Annotated in this window: 17 protein-coding genes; 6 read left to right on the top strand and 11 right to left on the bottom strand. The window is 46.7% G+C overall.

The window, feature by feature from the left end:
• Positions 1-193: 193 nt before the first annotated feature.
• Complete coding sequence (locus ACXAGQ_RS00475; protein ID WP_475250854.1) at positions 194-862, top strand: hypothetical protein; 669 nt, start codon at positions 194-196, stop codon at positions 860-862.
• Positions 863-978: 116 nt separating this feature from the next.
• Entirely contained in the window at positions 979-1,167 is a 189-nt protein-coding gene (locus ACXAGQ_RS00470; RefSeq protein ID WP_044623045.1) for a DUF4250 domain-containing protein, read from the top strand.
• Positions 1,168-1,213: 46 nt separating this feature from the next.
• Here ACXAGQ_RS00470 and metR read toward each other — a convergent pair whose 3' ends face one another.
• A complete protein-coding gene (gene metR, locus ACXAGQ_RS00465) occupies positions 1,214-2,125 on the bottom strand; it encodes an HTH-type transcriptional regulator MetR (protein ID WP_475254627.1) in 912 nt (303 codons plus the stop codon).
• Between the two features lie 226 nt (positions 2,126-2,351).
• On the opposite strand from metR, the gene metE reads away from it, so the two are divergent.
• On the top strand, positions 2,352-4,643 hold the full coding sequence (gene metE, locus ACXAGQ_RS00460; RefSeq protein WP_475250852.1) for a 5-methyltetrahydropteroyltriglutamate--homocysteine S-methyltransferase: 2,292 nt from the start codon (positions 2,352-2,354) through the stop codon (positions 4,641-4,643).
• A gap of 67 nt (positions 4,644-4,710) precedes the next feature.
• Here the strand turns inward: metE and ACXAGQ_RS00455 are convergent, their stop codons facing one another.
• The 8 genes from ACXAGQ_RS00455 to ACXAGQ_RS00420 all read right to left on the bottom strand — a co-directional run bounded on the left by ACXAGQ_RS00455 (position 4,711) and on the right by ACXAGQ_RS00420 (position 12,243).
• A complete protein-coding gene (locus ACXAGQ_RS00455; protein ID WP_475250850.1) occupies positions 4,711-4,959 on the bottom strand; it encodes a hypothetical protein in 249 nt (82 codons plus the stop codon).
• Between the two features lie 638 nt (positions 4,960-5,597).
• Positions 5,598-6,041 (bottom strand): META domain-containing protein, encoded by a 444-nt coding sequence (locus tag ACXAGQ_RS00450; RefSeq protein ID WP_475254625.1) that lies wholly within the window; start codon positions 6,039-6,041, stop codon positions 5,598-5,600.
• Positions 6,042-6,305: 264 nt separating this feature from the next.
• Positions 6,306-7,946 (bottom strand): mechanosensitive ion channel domain-containing protein, encoded by a 1,641-nt coding sequence (locus ACXAGQ_RS00445; protein ID WP_475250848.1) that lies wholly within the window; start codon positions 7,944-7,946, stop codon positions 6,306-6,308.
• Positions 7,947-8,096: 150 nt separating this feature from the next.
• Positions 8,097-8,528, bottom strand: coding sequence for a hypothetical protein (locus ACXAGQ_RS00440; protein WP_475250846.1), 432 nt, complete (start codon positions 8,526-8,528; stop codon positions 8,097-8,099).
• A gap of 240 nt (positions 8,529-8,768) precedes the next feature.
• A complete protein-coding gene (pstB, locus tag ACXAGQ_RS00435; protein ID WP_475250844.1) occupies positions 8,769-9,518 on the bottom strand; it encodes a phosphate ABC transporter ATP-binding protein PstB in 750 nt (249 codons plus the stop codon).
• 18 nt (positions 9,519-9,536) lie between these two features.
• Positions 9,537-10,403 carry a phosphate ABC transporter permease PstA gene (gene pstA / locus ACXAGQ_RS00430; protein WP_187462436.1) on the bottom strand — a complete coding sequence of 289 codons (867 nt, stop codon included), beginning with the start codon at positions 10,401-10,403 and terminating at the stop codon, positions 9,537-9,539.
• A gap of 5 nt (positions 10,404-10,408) precedes the next feature.
• Positions 10,409-11,320 carry a phosphate ABC transporter permease subunit PstC gene (pstC, locus tag ACXAGQ_RS00425; protein ID WP_475250842.1) on the bottom strand — a complete coding sequence of 304 codons (912 nt, stop codon included), beginning with the start codon at positions 11,318-11,320 and terminating at the stop codon, positions 10,409-10,411.
• Positions 11,321-11,424: 104 nt separating this feature from the next.
• On the bottom strand, positions 11,425-12,243 hold the full coding sequence (locus ACXAGQ_RS00420; protein WP_475250840.1) for a phosphate ABC transporter substrate-binding protein: 819 nt from the start codon (positions 12,241-12,243) through the stop codon (positions 11,425-11,427).
• A 690-nt stretch (positions 12,244-12,933) separates the two neighbouring features.
• Here ACXAGQ_RS00420 and ACXAGQ_RS00415 point away from each other — a divergent pair.
• The 3 genes from ACXAGQ_RS00415 (at position 12,934) to ACXAGQ_RS00405 (ending at position 15,808) form a co-directional block, all read left to right on the top strand.
• Positions 12,934-13,851: a LysR family transcriptional regulator gene (locus ACXAGQ_RS00415; protein WP_475254624.1), complete on the top strand. Its 918-nt coding sequence runs from the start codon at positions 12,934-12,936 to the stop codon at positions 13,849-13,851.
• Positions 13,852-14,113: 262 nt separating this feature from the next.
• Entirely contained in the window at positions 14,114-15,331 is a 1,218-nt protein-coding gene (locus ACXAGQ_RS00410; RefSeq protein ID WP_475250838.1) for a NupC/NupG family nucleoside CNT transporter, read from the top strand.
• Between the two features lie 201 nt (positions 15,332-15,532).
• Complete coding sequence (locus ACXAGQ_RS00405; RefSeq protein ID WP_475254623.1) at positions 15,533-15,808, top strand: hypothetical protein; 276 nt, start codon at positions 15,533-15,535, stop codon at positions 15,806-15,808.
• A gap of 19 nt (positions 15,809-15,827) precedes the next feature.
• Here the strand turns inward: ACXAGQ_RS00405 and ACXAGQ_RS00400 are convergent, their stop codons facing one another.
• A complete protein-coding gene (locus ACXAGQ_RS00400) occupies positions 15,828-16,622 on the bottom strand; it encodes a family 16 glycosylhydrolase (RefSeq protein ID WP_475250836.1) in 795 nt (264 codons plus the stop codon).
• A gap of 177 nt (positions 16,623-16,799) precedes the next feature.
• Positions 16,800-18,320 (bottom strand): DUF3131 domain-containing protein, encoded by a 1,521-nt coding sequence (locus ACXAGQ_RS00395; protein ID WP_475250834.1) that lies wholly within the window; start codon positions 18,318-18,320, stop codon positions 16,800-16,802.
• Positions 18,321-18,337 lie beyond the last annotated feature (17 nt).

Below are 18,337 nucleotides of genomic sequence, written 5' to 3'. Positions count from 1 at the left end.
TGCTATTATTCCATGTCGGCATTTGACATTCAGTGATATTGGTTCAAAAAAATCTCTAGTTTGTATAATTTTGTTAACATTGTGAGCTGGATAAAACTAATCCCTGTGCAATTTATGGCTTTTTCATTGTTGGTATCAAACCGGGTAATTGTTATTATCCACGCACTTATTTTCGCCATTTCAAAATAGTCCCATGAATGCTGCTTTAATTTTTCTGATCCCTGCTTTGTTGGGTGCCCAGTTGATATTGACTTTGGTTCTTACCAAAGGAGAGATTTGTCCAGGTCAACGTGGAAGGGTACACAAGACCCTGCCGGCATTGCTGGTTGGTTGGCTGGTTGTGGCCTTTGCCCAGCCTTATGCATTCCTCCCTTTGCTGGCCTTGGGTTACTTCACCCTTAAAGTCAAAACAGGCAAAACCCGTGATGCCGGCCCGCTCAATATTTTCTATGCAGCAAACGTGTTGGCATTTTTTGTCTGGTTTTCCATACTGCCAACGCTGTCATTTCCGGCTGCAGTACTGAGCTTAGCCAGTGTGGTTCTGTTCGGATCTCTGATTGCCCATATCATGCTGACCCAAGCGAGAACGCGATTGCAGGCTTTCCACCGTTTGCTGCCTTTTGCTGGCTTTATCAGCGCAATGGTGAGCGTACTTTGTCTGCTTTGGCTTTCCTCTCAATTTGATGAGGCTCAGTTGGCAGCACTAACGACCAATGTGGTCGCGGCACTTGTCCTGCTGGTGGCTGGGTTGCTGGTGTGGTCGATGCACCTATTGACGGGTAAAACCGTTAACCGCTGGCAGCTGGTGGCAGCAGCGGGCATCTTGGTGCTTTCTGCGAATATGCAAATTGCACTGATGTAGTTTTTTAGCCGGTTGAACGCTGGCTAGATTGGGGAAATGTGAGGCGGCGCTTTTTCTTTCCGCCTCATTCTGTCTATGCTTACTCATGAGTGAATACTTACCGAGGGGCAGGCAGTATGGAGATTAATAATCTTTTGAACATGGATGGCAACATCGTTCTCGGTATCGTGAATGAACGATTACGCCTTGAGTGTTCGACGGTCGAGGAGTTGGTCAGCCGCTATGAGCTGGACTTCAATGAGTTAAACCAAAAAATGGAAGATTTGGGCTACCATTACGACCCAATCAACAATCAATTCAAGTAAACCTACTCACTATTAGCAAGAGGCTGCGTTGGCATCTAAAGCCATATTATGCAGCCTTTATTCCTTCCAGATGTGTTTGACATTGCTGCTTTGCTGTTGCAAAAAAAGCAGCCAGATAATGGCGTTCCCTTTCTTGTGCCCTGATCGCGGCGAACAAGCGCCGCCATAGGCCGTCGCCCAAAGGTTTGCTGATAACAAGGCCTTGCCGGGCAAAGTCAAACACTGCCCAGTTAGGCAGTGCCGCAACGCCTAAACCGGCAGACACCATTTGGATCAGCATTAGGGTATTATCTGCTTGTTTCCAGTTGGCGGGTTCTACACCGGCCGGTTGCATAAAGTGCTTCACTACATCTAGCCGGGTTCGCTGCACCGGATAACTCAGCATCGTTTCATGGGCCAAATCTTCCGGCGTTATCACCTCTTTCGCAGCCAGTGCTGACTGAGGCGAAACAATCAGGCGCATTTCGAAATCAAACAATGGCTCAAAGTGGATTTCACTGCGGGTTTGGATGTCCGACGTAATGACCAGGTCGAGCTCGCCCGCACTGAGGGCTGGCAAAGGCTCGAACCCAAAACCAGATGAAAAATCCAAGGTGACATTTGGCCAGTGGCTTTGGTAAGCCTTGAGTGCCGGCATTAGCCACTGGAAGCAAGAATGGCACTCAATCGCCATATGGAGGCGTCCGTTAGTATCTTCTTTGAGGCTTGCCAGTTCATGTTCTGCCTGGGCTAGGCGAGGAAACAAATCATCGGCTAGCCGCAGTAAAATTTCGCCCTCTGCAGTGAATTTTACTGGGCGGGTCTTGCGCAGAAAAAGTTGGCTGCCTAATCGCTGCTCCAAATCTTTCAGCTGGTGTGACAACGCTGACTGGGTTAAGCACAGCGTCGTGGCTGTCGCGGTTAACGATCCGGTATCTCTTAACACCGTCAGTGTTTTTAAGTGCTTAATTTCAATCAAATCGTTTCCTCTCACTTTCGCCATGCGTTCATCCGTGCAACGCTTTTTAATGTAACGGTAAAACATAGCGGTGTAAACATCTAGACGGCTATTAACAAAAAGACTGCGCAAGCGGGCTCATATGAATTTTATTCAAGGTAAACATTAATGATTAGAAATTGCTCATAGTTAACGTGTAGGCCATTGTAAATCCAACAACGACTAAGATTGCATGGACGGAGCAGCAATGACTTTAAAAACAAAAACACATATTTTGGGATACCCTCGAATTGGCAGCCAGCGCGAGCTGAAGTTTGCACAGGAAAAATATTGGCGCGGGGAAATATCCCAAGCTGAACTGAAAGAAGTGGGTAGCTTGCTGCGCCACCGCCACTGGGGCGAGCAATCAGGAGCCGGGTTAGATGTTGTCGCTGTTGGTGACTTTGCTTGGTACGACCAAGTGCTGGGTACCAGTATGTTATTGGGCCACTTGCCAAAGCGCCACCGCAGCGGTTTCCCTGACCTAGATACCTTGTTCCGTGTTGCAAGGGGCAAGGCGCCGACAGGCTGCGCGTGCGCAGCATCAGATATGACCAAGTGGTTTAATACCAACTACCACTACATTGTGCCTGAATTTAGCGCCGATGATGAATTCAACGTAAGCTGGCCGCAGTTGTTCGAAGAAATTGCTGAGGCCAAGCAAGCGGGTCATAGTGTGAAGCCTGTACTGCTAGGGCCCGTGTCTTACCTATGGCTCGGCAAAGAAAAAGAGCCAGGCTTTAACAGGCTTTCGTTGTTGCCAAGGCTGCTGGCAGCATACCAGCAAATCTTGAATAAGCTGGCAAAGCTCGGTGTTGAGTGGGTACAGGTTGATGAACCGGTTTTGACGCTGGAGCTGCCAAAAGAGTGGATTGATTCGTTCAAGATTGCCTATCAGGTTCTTCACGGCTCGCCGAAAATCCTACTGACGACATATTTCGACACGGTAACCCATCAGCTTGATGCGATCACAGGGCTTAAGGTTGACGGCATCCATGTGGATGTTTCAGCGGCACCAGAACAGTTGTATGAAGTGGTAGAGCGATTGCCTGAGCACTGGGTACTGTCCGCAGGTGTTGTTAACGGTCGTAATGTATGGCGTGCAGATTTAAGTGCTTTGTTGGATCAACTAAAGCCTGTCAAAGCACAGCTTGGGGAGCGGCTATGGCTGGCTTCATCATGTTCGCTGCTTCACAGCCCAATGGATCTGGACTTGGAAACCGATCTTTCTCCTGATGTTAGGCAATGGTTAGCTTTCGCCAAGCAAAAATGCCGCGAGCTGACTTTGTTGGCGCAGGCGGTTGATGGCAATGAGATCGCGATTGATGAATGTGCACGGTACAGTGCACCGATCAGGGCACGTGCTACTAGCTCTGCAGTGAACAATGCCAAGGTACGCCAGCGTACTGGTGCCATTTCCGATGCTTTGGCTGAGAGAAAACTACCATATCAGGAACGAGCCCGTGTTCAGCGTCAGTCATTAGGGCTACCGCTGCTGCCGACAACAACCATAGGCTCTTTCCCGCAAACCAATGAAATTCGCAGTCAGCGTAGAGACTTCAAAGCGGGCCGGTTGAATGAGCAAGACTATGTCACTGCGATGCAAGGCCATATTGCCGATGCGATTGATCGACAAAACAAGCTTGGCCTTGATGTGCTCGTCCATGGCGAGGCAGAGCGTAATGACATGGTGGAATACTTTGCTGAGTTGCTCGAGGGTTTCGCCGCTACTCGCTTTGGTTGGGTGCAAAGTTACGGTTCGCGATGCGTAAAGCCAGCAGTTATTGTGTCCGATATTTATCGTGCTGAGCCGATGACAGTCTCTTGGGCGCAATATGCCCAGTCGTTAACGGATAAACCCGTTAAAGGTATGCTTACTGGCCCGGTGACAATCCTAGGATGGACCTTCCCTCGTGAAGATCTGAGCCGCGAAGACATTGCCAATCAGATAGCACTGGCTTTGCGAGATGAAGTAGCGGATCTGCAAGACAAAGGCATCAAAATCATCCAGATTGATGAGCCTGCGATCCGTGAAGGAATGCCACTCAAAACCAGCCAATGGCAAGCGTACCTTGATTGGGCCGTTAAAGCCTTTAGGATTTCTGCCTCAAGTGCCGAGCCGCAAACGCAGATCCATACCCACATGTGCTACAGCGAGTTCAACGACATGATTGAATCTGTTGCCGCACTGGATGCTGATGTGATCACTATCGAAACCTCACGCTCTGACATGGAGTTGCTAAAAGCCTTTGAAGAATTTGACTACCCGAATGAGATTGGCCCTGGTGTGTATGATATCCACTCGCCGAATATACCAACGGTCGAGCAGATAGTGGAATTGGTAGAAAAGGCTGAAGCACAGATCCCGGCAGAACGTTTATGGGTGAACCCTGACTGTGGGCTTAAAACGCGTAGCTGGGAAGAAACAGAGGCAGCATTAACCAATTTGGTTGAAGCGGCGATTGTGTTACGCGAACAGTACCAATCGAAAGTGGTGTAGCGTCAATTGTTGGTTGGACAAGTTATGGAATGGAAAGCCCCGGATGAAGCTCCGGGGCTTTGTCGCCTTATGAACGACCTTTAATGTCATCAAAACTCGGCTTGTAATCCGACTTGCTATATTTGGTCTTTAGCTCGGGGAAATGCGTTCTGTCGTTTTGGCCCTGAAGTTGTTCGCTGCTTGGAACATAATTGGACGGTTTATATTCAACATGCTGTTTTGACACTTCACTATTGTCATTACGACCTTGTAGCTCATAAGCAACAGCCGAATTGGCAAGAAATAATCCAGCAATAATTAATGCGATATTTTTCATGGCAGCCTACCTTAGCAAGAGTGAAAACGTGTAACGTGTCACAGTTATTATCTTAGATGATAAAAATTCGCTATAGGCATGATTTACAAAACTTTAAGTTAATAACTTATCAGTAAAGCTTAATTGATAACATATTATATAGTTTTTGATAGTGGCATCAGTTATAGGTAACTTATTGAAATGGTTTGTGGATTAATCAATTGAATAAGGAAGGTATGAAGTTTGAGTATGTATGTCTGACAAGAAATTAAAGTTTTGTGAATTAATCGTTTTGACATATACCCAAGCTACTTCAAGATGCAGGTTCAGCGAGAATTTCTAAGCTTATAGAAAAGGCATTGTTTTGAAGATCTAGTGGCTCTAAATCAAGAAACAATAACGCGGTATAGAAGCTTAGAAAACTCGCCCTTCGGGAGGGGGTCAGCCCATTCACTCCTTCGTTGAAGCTTTTTGAAAGGGAATGCCATTCCTGCAAACCTTCGCCTTGCATTGAATGCGCTGACAACCCTCTGAATCCTGCACCTTGAGGTAACTTGGGTATATACCCGAGTTATCTAAAAGTAGTTAGTTTATTCAGAATGGTTTATAAAATAATACTCCTGCAAAAAGCAGGAGTATTGAGTGAGTCGATCAGGTGCTTATTCCGCTTCGGTACGAGTGAAAGTCAGCGTATGCTCAGCACCGGTTAGTGTTAGCTGGTTGCCGGCTACAGTGGCTGCACTCCAGTCCATTAGGGTAGCGCTCATTACGCGCTCAAGCTCCATCGCTGGCTCTGGGCATGCCATCATGGTCATTCCCATTTTTTCGATGCGTAGCTTACCTTCATTAAGCTCAGCCTGACCGAAGTAACGGTTACAGCCCGCATGGCCGTTTGCCGCAAGATCAGAAGAAAGCTGAAGGTTAGGGGCTTTGAAAGGTTCTGCAAGCTCAAGTGCGCTACCGTCAACCTTGTGAAGTACCCAGTTGTGAGTGGCAAGATCGGTATCTTTAATCATAGCGGTAGTCATCTCGCTATCAGTGTTTGATGCACAAGCGGCTAGAATGACTGGTACGGCCAAAGCTGCAAGAAAACGTTTCTTCATCATTATAAATTCCCAGAAGTCTTGATAACTGCCTAGCCAAGTATTATTCCCCTGAATACATAAGCTAGAGAATTAATTGTACGTTGTTTTTTATCTTGTTTTACAATATATATCAGATTTTGGTGTGAGGGAATATAAAAATTCACACTAAACCTAAACTATATTCAGGTTTGGTTATGTTTTCATCTGGTGAGAAAACACAAACACTAAACAAGATAGTAGTTTATACGAGGAAAAAAGAAAAAATGTTAAGCCTGCGTCATTTTAATCTTCATCCTTTTTTATCATATGGAGATGAACATCTTGTTGTGGGAATGGGATAGAGATGCCTTCCCTGTCAAAGCGCATTTTCACCTCCCGGGTGACGTCCCAGTAGACATCCCAGTAGTCTTCGGTTTTGACCCAGGGGCGAACGATGAAATCGACCGAGGAGGAGTTGAGGACATGCAATTTGATGGTTGGCTCCGGAGAGCGAAGTACCATAGGGTGATCGGCTAGGATGGCTTCCAGTACTTTTTCTGTTTTCTCTACATCGTCACCATAGCCGATGCCAAATACCATATCGACCCGGCGAACCCTTTCATGGGTGATATTCTTGATGGTATCGCCCCAAATTTTGCTGTTGGGCACGATGAGGATCTGGTTATCAAAAGTCTTGATAGTGGTGCTGACTAAGCTCATATGGCTAACTTTTCCCGATGTCCCGCCGGCTTCGACAAAGTCATCGACATCGAACGGGCGGTAGATAAGCAGCATCATACCGGATGCAAAGTTAGACAAGGTGTCCTGCAGGGCGAAGCCGATAATTACACCCGCGACACCGAAACCGGTCAGAACCGGGGCAAGGTTCAAGCCTATCTGCGACAGGGCAATCAAAATACCGATACACAATACAGTGTTGCCACTGATAGAGATGAAGAAGTCTTTCATCAGCTGCGACATACGCAGCGTCGGCGAGGAGACTGCGCGGGTAACAATCCGCCGGGTGATATTTTTGAAAATCTTGAAAATAAAGATGATGACCAGAAAGATAAAAAGCTTGAACAAAGCGGCAGGGGTATTTTGCGCTAAATAGTCCCGGAAGTCTTTTAACCCGTCAGAGAGTAATGACCAAAGGACTTTAATATCAAGGAGCTCATTGGTTAGGTTACCGGACACAACAAACAGCTGCTTGGTGTAGTCTGTCGTGTCTATACCAATCTTGCTGGCAAGGTCGACAATAAACTGCAACCCTTCGATATCGCCGACGACTTGTCGCTGGGCGAGAATGTATTGTAGCTGTAATGAGGCTTTCTCTTCTTCGGTCGCTGACTTCAACTGACCCGCCAGCATACTTTCTTGTTGGTTATCAAAAGATAGCTTGGCTGACAGGAAGTCTAAGCGTTGATCAATTTCTTTTATCAGAGCCTCTTTGCTTTCTTCATCCGGTTTGCCCAGCAACTCCAGCCAACCAAAATTGACCCACTGTTCACCCAAGATAGTGTGATAAAAAGCGGTCGTTTCATGCAGGGTTTTTTGGATGATCAGCTTTTGTTCCTGGTCGGCACCATCAAGATCACTCTGCAACTTGGTGACTTGTTCGGCAAGGAAATCTATAGCGAGGGTGAGATATTCTATTTGGTCATTAACAAAATCGATGACCCTCGGTGTGTTTTCCTCTGTCCGGCTTTTGATCAGCTTTTGTAACTCGGCGCGGATATCCTCATTTTTCTTCAGCATCTGCATATCAATGATGCTTTTGGCTGTGCCGGTTTTGTCCAATGACTCCTTGTAGAGTTCGCCCATCTCGGCTTCCATTTGCTCTATCTTGGCAAACTCATCGGGTTTTGGCTCGGGGGCTTGCTCGGCCTCTTCGGCAAAGGATAGTAGAGAGAAGAAAAGCGTAAAGACAACTAGCCAGCGCATAGACGACAGACTCCGGGAGATAGCTACGTAACAATAAACATAGAGAGCTTTTAGAGCAAAAGTGGCTTAAATGTTGGAAGCAAAGAAGGGTCGCCAAGGCAGAGGAGGCTGAACGATTAGATTCCTGTGTTTATAAGGGCAAGGGCAAAATCAGTCCTTGGCTCCCTCGCCATCAATGATCACTTCCAGCTGGTATTGTGCGACTTCGTTGCGGCGAGCAGCTGAGCGCATCATGTAAACTCTAATTTTATAGTCGCCGCTAGAGGGCAGGGTACCTTCGAATTGATTTTCATTGATAGAGCCGTTAAACATGGCCGTTTCATTTTCGCCAGGGGCGAGAATATTAAAGTAGGTCGCAGTGTGTTGGGTGGCAAGGCTGACATTCATTGTTTGGCCTTCCTGTGCGCCTAACAGGTAATCGACTGTTTCATAGCCAGTAATAGAAGAATCAATAGTCGCACTGTTACTGCCAGCTTTAAACTGTACCCGTTCGGAACGGACATCGTCTTGGGCGAAACACCCTACGGCAGCAAAGAGTAAAATAAGGTAAGTGTTTACTTTCGTTGCTAAATTAAGTTTCATGACCAAGATCCTGCTGTGACCTACCAACCAGAAGCCGTTAAATATCAAATACCCCAAACACTAATGGGGCGGTGCAGCATGTACTCCAAATGATTCTCAACAGTTTAGACCAACTTGACGGGAGTTGTTATGCGTAAGCCAGGCAAAAAAAGGCCCCCTACATGAGGGGGCAATATTTACCATCGCTATTATTATTCGTCAAAATACTGCATACGATTTGAGGAAGCGATTAAAAGGTTATTAACCAAAGTCACCGTTGACGTAACCGCGAGTACGGTCATCAGCTGGCTGGCTGAATAGCACGCTTGTTGAATCGTGCTCAACCAGTTCACCCATCAGGAAGAAGGCGGTACGGTCGGAGATACGACGAGCCTGCTGCATTGAGTGGGTAACGATAACGATGGTGAAGTCCTTCTTCAGTGTCTCCATCAAATCTTCAATTTTCTTAGTCGCAATTGGGTCAAGTGCTGATGTTGGTTCGTCCATCAGGATCACTTCTGGCTCCATTGCGATAGTACGGGCGATACACAGACGCTGCTGCTGACCACCCGATAGGCCGAATGCGTGTGATTTCAAACGGTCTTTAACTTCATCCCAAAGTGCCGCACCACGTAGAGAGCGCTCAACCACTTCGTCTAGGACTTTCTTGTCTTTAACGCCCTGGGCACGAAGTCCGTAAGCAATGTTCTCGTAGATGCTCATTGGGAACGGGTTTGGCTTCTGGAATACCATACCTACTTTGATGCGAAGCTGAGCAACGTCGATATTGCCGTAAACATCTTCGCCATCCATAGTTAGCTTGCCGTCGATTTTCACGCCTTCGATTAGGTCGTTCATACGGTTAAGGCAACGTAGTAGGGTTGACTTACCACAGCCAGATGGACCGATAAGCGCCGTTACCTGACGGTTAGGGATTGGCAGGTTGATTTGCTTAAGCGCTTGGTTTTCGCCGTAGTATAGGTCTAGGTTTTCAATGCTAAATTTATTCATGGTTCTCTTCCTCAAAGATTAGTAAGTCGCAGTATTGAATCGGCTAGCGATAAGCTTCGTTAGCAAGTTAATAACAAGAACAACAATAATTAGAATGGTGGCGGTTGCGTATGCCTGGTTCCATTCGTGAATTGTGTATAGCTCCTGCGTTAGTTTGTACAGGTGAACGGTTAGTGTACGGCCAGAGTCGAACATGCTCTCTGGGATACGGGCAACCATACCTGCTGTCATGAAGACCGGTGCTGATTCACCGATAACACGACCTACACTGAGGATGATGGAGGTAACAATACCTGGCATAGCGCTCGGTAGGATTAGTCTCCAGATGGTGTAAATCTTAGATGCACCCAGACCGTATGAACCTTCACGGTAAGTCTGAGGAACAGCCATTAGTGCTTCTTCAGTTGTACGGATAATAACTGGCAGAATCAGGATACTCAGGGTCAGGGCACCTGACAGGATAGAGTAACCAAAGCCCATTACGACAACGAAGAATGTCATACCGAATAGACCGTAGATAATCGACGGAATACCGGCCAGTGATTCAGTACAGAAACGAATCACTTTTACTAGCTTGCTGCCTACCTTCGCGTATTCGGTGAGGTAGATAGCAGTCATGATACCTAGCGGTGCAGCGACACCGATTGAAGCGGCAACCATGTATAGGGTTGATACGATCATTGGCCAGATACCTGACTCTTGACCGATGGTGGTGTAGTCGCTGGTGATGAATGTCCAGTCTACGTAAGACAGGCCATTGCTTAGGATGTACCAAACTACCCACACTAGGAAGCCAACAGTGATAGAGGCTGCCGACCAGATAAGCGCCAGAGAAATTTTATCTTTCATCTGCTGCTTTTGTGTATTTGTACCTTTAAGAGCCATAGTGATTACCTCGCACGCTCACGGTTCAGATAAAGAAGCGCGCCGTTTAGTACCATGATGAAGACCAGAAGAACGATACCCGTTGCGTATAGTGCGCTTGCGTGCAAGCCAGTTGCGTATGACATTTCAATCGCAATGTTTGCCGTTAGGGTACGGGCTGAGTCCAACAGACCTTGTGGCATTGCCGGAGAGTTACCCATAACCATGATGATTGCCATGGTTTCACCCAGTGCACGAGCGACACCCAGGATAACGCCGGTCATGATGCCTGAGCGGGCAGCAGGTACTAGCAGCTTAAAGATAGTGAACATTTGCGATGCACCTAGTGCGTACGAACCTTCTTTGTAAGTACGGGGTACAGCGCGGATTGATGTTTCAGATACTGTGATAACCGTTGGCAGAATCATCACCGCAAGAACGATAACACCAGCCAAGATGGTGTTACCCGCAGGTACAGAGAATACATCTTGAATCAGCGGTACGATGATAACCAAGCCGAAGAAACCGTATACAACAGACGGGATACCAGCAAGTAGTTCAATCATCGGACGAATTGTATTGGCAAGGCGCTTAGGAGCTACCTCGGCAATGAAAATTGCAGTTAGTACGCCAATTGGCACACCCAGAACAACCGCACCTGCAGTAGATACTACAGAGGCCACGATCATCGGAGCGATACCGTAAAGCGCAGGTGGAAGCCAGTTGGTACCGAATACGATAGGGCCAACACCAGCTTCAGCAAAGGCATCGTAGCCTTCACGGAAAATAAAGTAGCCAATTAAGATTAGCGAGAGAATGCCAAGTGCAGCACTCGATAAAAATAGATATTTAAAAAACAGTTCGCGCCAGTCGACTTTATCTTTGGCTTTCAGCGAAGAGCCTTTAGCTGAACTTTCAATGTTGTTTGCGATGGTCATATTTTTACTCCAGATATTGGCTAAACAAGGTTTATCCGAATACCGAGGAATCAACAAAAACCGGTCACCATCATCTGATGATGACCGGTAAATTAAGCGTTTACTTAGTTAACTGCGATGTAGCCTTTGTCAGCAACAATCTTCTGGCCTTCAGCACTCTTAATCCACTTAAGGAAGTCTAGAGCTGCTGCAGATGGGCGACCTTCTTTGTAAAGAACAAGGAATGGACGCTGCACACCGTACTCACCAGCTTGGATTGCTTCTACTGATGGTTCGTGGTTGTCGATTGATAGTGGCTTAACAGAGCCGTCAACAGAACCTAGAGAGATATAGCCGATAGCAAATGGGTTGTTAGCTACGATAGTTTTTAGCTGGCCGTTACCGCTTGCAACTTGTGCACGCTGAGAGATAGCCGAAACAGATTGGCCATTTACTTTCATTTTAAGATCCATGATGTCTTCGAAAGCACCACGAGTACCAGAAGCTGTGTCACGAGTAGCAACTACGATTGGCTTGTCTTCACCACCAACTTCTTTCCAGTTAGTGATTTCGCCTTTGTAGATTTTTGTTACTTCTTCTTTAGATAGATCTGCTACTGGGTTGCTAGTGTGAGCAACAACCGCGATACCGTCACGAGCGATAACAACTTCTTTGATGTTGTCAGCTTTTTCTGAATCTTTAAGATCGCGAGAGCTCATACCTAGGTCAGATGAACCATCGTGAGCAGCACGAACACCAGCAGATGAACCTGGGCCCTGAACTTCGATAGTTACATCGTTAGATTGTGCGTAGGTCTCACCTAGAACTTCCATGATAGGTGTAACAGAGTTCGAACCTACAACAGAAACAGTTTCAGTTGCGATTGCTGGGTTAAATACCATTGAACCTGCTAGGGCTAGTGCGCCGATAACCTTTGTTTTCATTTTCCTAATCCTTAAAAAGCTGGCCGTATTGCCAATAGGTTTTGAATGAACGAGGCAAAGATTAGGGAAGAAGTATGACAGTAATGTTTCAGTAGTTTGAACACTCTATGACGCTCTTCATAAATGTTTAATAAGTGTCCAGTTTGATCTTCATTCCAGTTCTGGCAAGTGCATATTTTACTAGAACAAAACAATTCCCCAAAGAATCATTCATATAGCTTACGAGTATGATTAGCGTTTCTGTGAAATGACTCCAGTTGTATATGTGGTTTTTTCTCAGTAGTGAGATTTACGTTGCAAGTCATGGATTATTATATTTTTGTGGGTTTAAGTTCTGATCTTCCGTGGTTTATGGTGGTTTGTTCTGCTGGGTGTTGTTGGTGCCAAGTCCTGTGTCGAAATGTTCGATTATGACAGTTGTATTTCAGTGCCTTGCAACCTATGACAAAACTTGCAGCTTCTATCGATAAAAAATTTTTTTGTATTTTTTTCCAAAAATAGGCGTTGCTTGTCGGGATCTAAGGCATTTTTGACCGTTCATTTCGTCGAGGCCCATACTTTTATGACAATCATCATGACTGAGCGAGAAAGAAATGGCTGTTAACTGTTTAAAAAGCCATCAGAAGATAAATGCTTGAAGCGGCCTCTGTTACTATTACCTTCTATAGAGTGTTTGTGATTACCCGAAGAATGATAAAAAAAGCCCAACAGATGGTGGTGTTCAATGCATTGACTCACCAGCGTAGTTTTACCAAAGCCGCTCAGCTGCTTGATATTTCACGAACCCAAGTCAGTAAGCAGGTACAGCAACTGGAGCAAAGGCTAGGGGTGCAGTTAGTACAGCGAACAACCCGATCCTTTTCACTTACCGAGGCCGGAGAGCGGTTTGCCGTGCATTGCGCTAACATCGTCGCTGAAATAAATGAAGCAGAAAGCGAGTTGATCCAAAGCACCGATAGCATGCAGGGAATCTTGCGGGTTGGCAGCGCACAGTCATTTGCCCGCCACCATATCGCACCGTACTTGGCCGCTTTCCACCAACAATTCCCCCAGTTGGATGTTGAGATGAGTCTGTTTGATCACAAGGTCGACCTGATTGCCGAGCAATTGGATCTCTGGATAGGTATGACAGACTCACCGCCTGAAGGATTTGTCGCTCGGCATTTGGCTGATTGCCACTTTGTGCTAGCTGCAAGCCCTGACTACCTTGCCCGCCGGGGCGTACCTTACCAGCCAGGCGATCTCGATACGCATAACTGCATTACTTATTACAGCCGTGAGCGTAAAGATAATGTCTGGCGCTTCGAAAAGGATGGCGAGCAGCAAAACGTTAAAGTCTCAGGCAATTACCGGGTCGATTCTGCTGATGCCATCCTGGACGCGACCCTTGCTGGCCACGGGGTCGGTTATTTGGCGACTTATTTGCTCGATAAAGAGTTCCAAGAAGGCCGGCTAGTGCGCTTAATGCCTGATTGGGGTTTATCGCAACACATGCCTCTGTATGCCGTCTACCCCCGTTATCAGTATCTTCCGAAAAAGGTGCAAGCTTTTTTGAGCTTTATTCGCACGCAAATCGGCGAGCCAGTGTATTGGGACAAGGTGCTTTAATCGCCAACTTAGGCTAATGACGGAATCGTTTTCGCGTAAAACATTTGGTAATAGCGGTGATTATTGTCATCCAGGGTGACAATAGTATCCCTTATTTGCACCAATCATGGTGTATAGGCATTATTTGGCTTACAAATAGCCAGATCCCAAGCTGGATGTGGCGAAAGTGTAAATGTGTGTAACAAGTTGATCCTTGTCACAGTTTTAATTCTGCATAGAATGCCTCCGCAATCGTTTACTAACAAATTTGTGGAGTTTGACCATGAGCTATCTGGTCAGTGCACTAGGCGTCATTACGCTTTTTGCGGTTGCAGTTCTATTTTCTGAAAATCGTCGTGAAATTAACTGGCGTACTGTGGGTGGCGCCTTTGCCATTCAGCTGGTTTTTGCAGGCTTTATCTTATACGTGCCTGTAGGCCGTGAGATCCTTAACTCTGTTTCAGCGGCGGTTTCTGGAATCATCGACTACGGCCGTGTGGGCACTGAGTTCCTATTTGGCGAACTGGCTCAGTTCAAACTTGGCTTCATCTTCGCGGTCAATGTCCTACCGACGATTGTTTTCTTCTCGGCATTGATCTCTGTGCTGTACTACTTGGGCGTGATGGGCTTCATTATCCGTAGTATTGGTGGTTTGCTTCAGCGCATGCTGGGTACTAGCCGTACTGAGTCGATGTCGGCGACGGCGAATATTTTTGTTGGATCAGTAGAAGCGCCGCTGGTTGTCCGTCCTTACCTAGCCAAAATGAGCCGCTCTGAGCTGTTTGCCGTGATGGTGGGTGGCCTGGCTTCTGTTGCGGGTGGTACGCTGGTTGGCTACGCTGGCCTTGGTGTTGATATCAGTTACTTGATCGCTGCTAGCTTTATGTCGGCCCCTGCCGGTTTGATGATGGCGAAAATCCTTGTTCCTCAGACCGAAGCTATCAATGATGACAACGCAGCTGATGATGATGCTGACGATGAGCCAGTGAACATTATCGATGCGGCAACGCAGGGCGCACTGAGCGGACTGCAGATTGTGATGGCAGTGGGTGCTAGCCTGCTGGCGATTATTAGCTTGATCGCCCTGATTAACGGCGGCCTGGCACATGTTGGTGGCTGGACAGGTATCGATAACCTGAGCCTTGAGCTAATTTTCGGTTATTTGTTTGCCCCAGTGGCATGGCTGATCGGTGTGCCGTGGTCTGAAGCGACTGTTGCTGCTAGCTTGATCGGTAAGAAGATTGCGGTGAATGAGTTTGTTGCGTTTGCTGATTTGATGGCGGTTAAAGAGCAGCTGAGCAGCCACTCCCAAGCTATTGTCACCTTTGCTCTGTGTGGTTTCGCTAACCTGACTTCAATTGCCATGTTGATGGGTGGCCTGGGTGGTGTCGTACCAAGCCGACGTCCTGATATTGCCCGCATGGGGTTCAAAGCGATTTTTGCTGCGACATTGGCAAACCTAATGAGTGCGACAATCGCCGGTGTATTCCTTTCTTTCTAAAGCAAAAGCTTTTTATAGATAGAAGTAAGTTATAGATAAAAGAAAACAGAGTGCAATGCACTCTGTTTTTGTATGTATCGATAGTGCATGCACACTATGATCTCTTGAACTGCAATATAAGACCTAAGGACCATTTGAGTATAAGTAGCCAATCCGGTAGTGTCTGTCTCACTAGTGATATAAATCAGATAAAGGCTAATGATGAAATCTGATGTAGATAAGTTGCTCAATCAATATAACGAATTGATCCACTCAGAAGATAAAAAGGTTGCTACCCATACCCAACGGGAAGCGGGCGACTGGATCATGCACTCCTTGATGCTTGAAGGCTACGATGTGCCGTTTAAATTCAAGCGCAAGAAAAAGTACCAATCATTGGCAGGTGCAAAGGTGAACCTGACGTATTATCCAGCCACAGAAGTTGTGGCTGGATTGACCTTTGAGGTGATGAAAGTGGTAAGGATTAAGCGCGCTTGATGACGGTTAATATCAGCGGCTAATTTCTCAGCGAGCACTTTCGGCCAGGTATAAAGCGAAAGTTCCTGTACTCGGCGGTGGCCGATACTGCGGGATCTTTGCTGAACTCACCGGCCCAATTAGAGATCCTTTCATCGGTTGCCCAGACATTGGCCATGATCCGAAGGCGGCTGTCGTTTACGGAGGGGATTGGATCGTCGCTGCTGTTTTTCACCTTATAAACCAACTTGCCATCGATATACCACTTGATCGCCCCTTTGGTCCACTTAATCCCATAGCGATGGAAATCTTGTGAGGCATCGAAATCTAAGTAGATTAGCTGTTCGTGACTTTGGGCATAGCGGTCATCGTTGGTCCAGAAGTTCACTTGCATGACATTGGTGTTATTGCCTAAGAACTCCACATCAATTTCATTGTGCATCCCATTGCCATCTTCAGGCTTGTCGTAAGGACCGGCAAAAAGAAAGAACGAACTAATGACACCAGGCTCTGCAATAGGCTTCATTTCTACCTCGTAGCAGCCATAGCCATAATAGTCATGGCTTCTAAGCTCCCCAGATTGGAACTCAAAATCATCGCTACCGTTGGGGGCATGGCTCAAAGTGATTGCCATTCCATCTGCTGAGTAGCTAATTGCTTCTCCTTCCCAACGGCTATAGAAAGGGAAACCATTACTCCAGCCATCGGACTTCCACCAAAAGCCGGTATTGAGTTCTGTGAGGGGGTCTTCAACCGGGCTATTGGCAAGTGCAAAGGGTGTGAGGGTAAACATGGTGATGATGCCTGCCGCTGTGCTGAGAGATCGTAACAACATAAATACAGATCCTTTGAAAATTAGAATAGGTTTGTAGCCAAGTTCATAAGCCACTAGGGAATAAAACTAGCAGGATTATTTTGCTCTATAACTGCAAACCTGTATTGGATCTGAGACGAAAAATAAATATATGCAACGCATTTTGCTAATTGCCCGAAATATTATGCAATTTGCATATTAGCTCGGTTCAATAAGAGGGATATAGTGGCGCCTTTTGTACCATAAAGCGCTTAAAATAAGCGAGTTAGTGTTGATGTTGTAAGCGCTGTTAGGGCCACCATTTAAATAGACACCGGTAGGAATAGCTTTGTGAGTTAGGCTGTTATTTATTACCTCATCAGCTAGCTGCTGGCTGAAGTCATCACCATCAAACAATACACTTAAGCCAAAAGCGACTTTATTGCTAAAAATTTGTGGATTTTCGACGGGCTTGCCACCAGGGGCAATACTCAACCACGAGCTGCCGTAGATAAAAATGTTGTTGTAAGAAAACCAAGGTGACCGGCTCATGGCATCTTCAGCAAAGACCCATGGGGTTGTCTCACTAGCCGATTTTTGTTTTTGGAGTTGAAACAGCACGCTTAGTTGGTTCCACCATTGCGTGTCCGAGCCAAATTCAATGCCATACAGCACATAGGGATCCGTCGTGAAGTAGGGGAGGTTTCGCTTGTCTATCAAAAGTGCAAGGCCGTCAACGGTAACTTCATCGATATTATTTTTCCCATAGGCTTTGCTGACATCAAAGCCGAAGAGATCGAAGCCTGATGCGGCATATTGTAGGTAACCCAGCCGGCCTTCTTGGCGGTAGTGGCGCCTTGTCGATGTTTTAAGTTCGCCGTACAAAGTACCATTGGATACCGCTTTATCTATTTCCCACTTATCCAGGATACGCGCTACATCAGGGACAAATTGGGGTTTGTGCACCTGAGCTATCTCTAGCCAAATTAACAGCCGACCTATGTCTAATGCTGACCAGCCATTGCCGTTTGAGTTGCTGCTACTGTAACGACCTGATGGTTGGGCGGTATGGGTATTGTATTCACGGTTAGGTAACGCGTTGTTGTATAGAGGAAGCGCGAATAGCGTCTCGAACGTCTTTTGTAGTTTGTTGTCTGCTTGTTCTGTTGTGATGAGCCCTAGACCCTCGGCAGAGAGAACCGCGGCAATACCACTGGCGACATCCCACATTGTGCTGTGAGGGTAGCCCTGTACTGAATCAATCAGTCCGGTCTTATCATTCCAGTTTTGTTCAAAGTAGTAGTAGGCTTTTTTGGCGAGTAGCTTTTCGTTGCGGCTAAGCTCGATGGGGGCAAATTGCTCAGGTGAACGCGTGGCAACAGGGCTTTTCGGAACACGACTTTTTGCAGCAAGGCTTTCTGTCTCAAGGCCTTCTGGAGTCAGCAGCGTGCCAGTGTCTGGCTCGGCCTCTTCTGTTATTTCTTCGCTAGTGATAGGTGGGGCGATAGTTCGACGCTGGAACTGGATATTACTACCTGAAACATCTTGGTGACTGTGGGTGACACTGCGGCCACCATAAAAGCTTGGCTCAGGTTCTTCTGTTTCGGTATTAAAAGCAGCCAGCGCTGAAAACGACATGAATAGCGCAGCACACAGGACGATATACACTACAGTATACAATGCTGTTCTTTGCTGCGTTTTCTGCTGCGCTGTTGTCGCTTGCATAGCTGCTTTTGGCATTCAGTCGGCATTCCTTT

The organism is Photobacterium sp. ABD4_091 (assembly GCF_056160145.1).
This window is presented reverse-complemented; position numbering and strand designations above follow the sequence as displayed.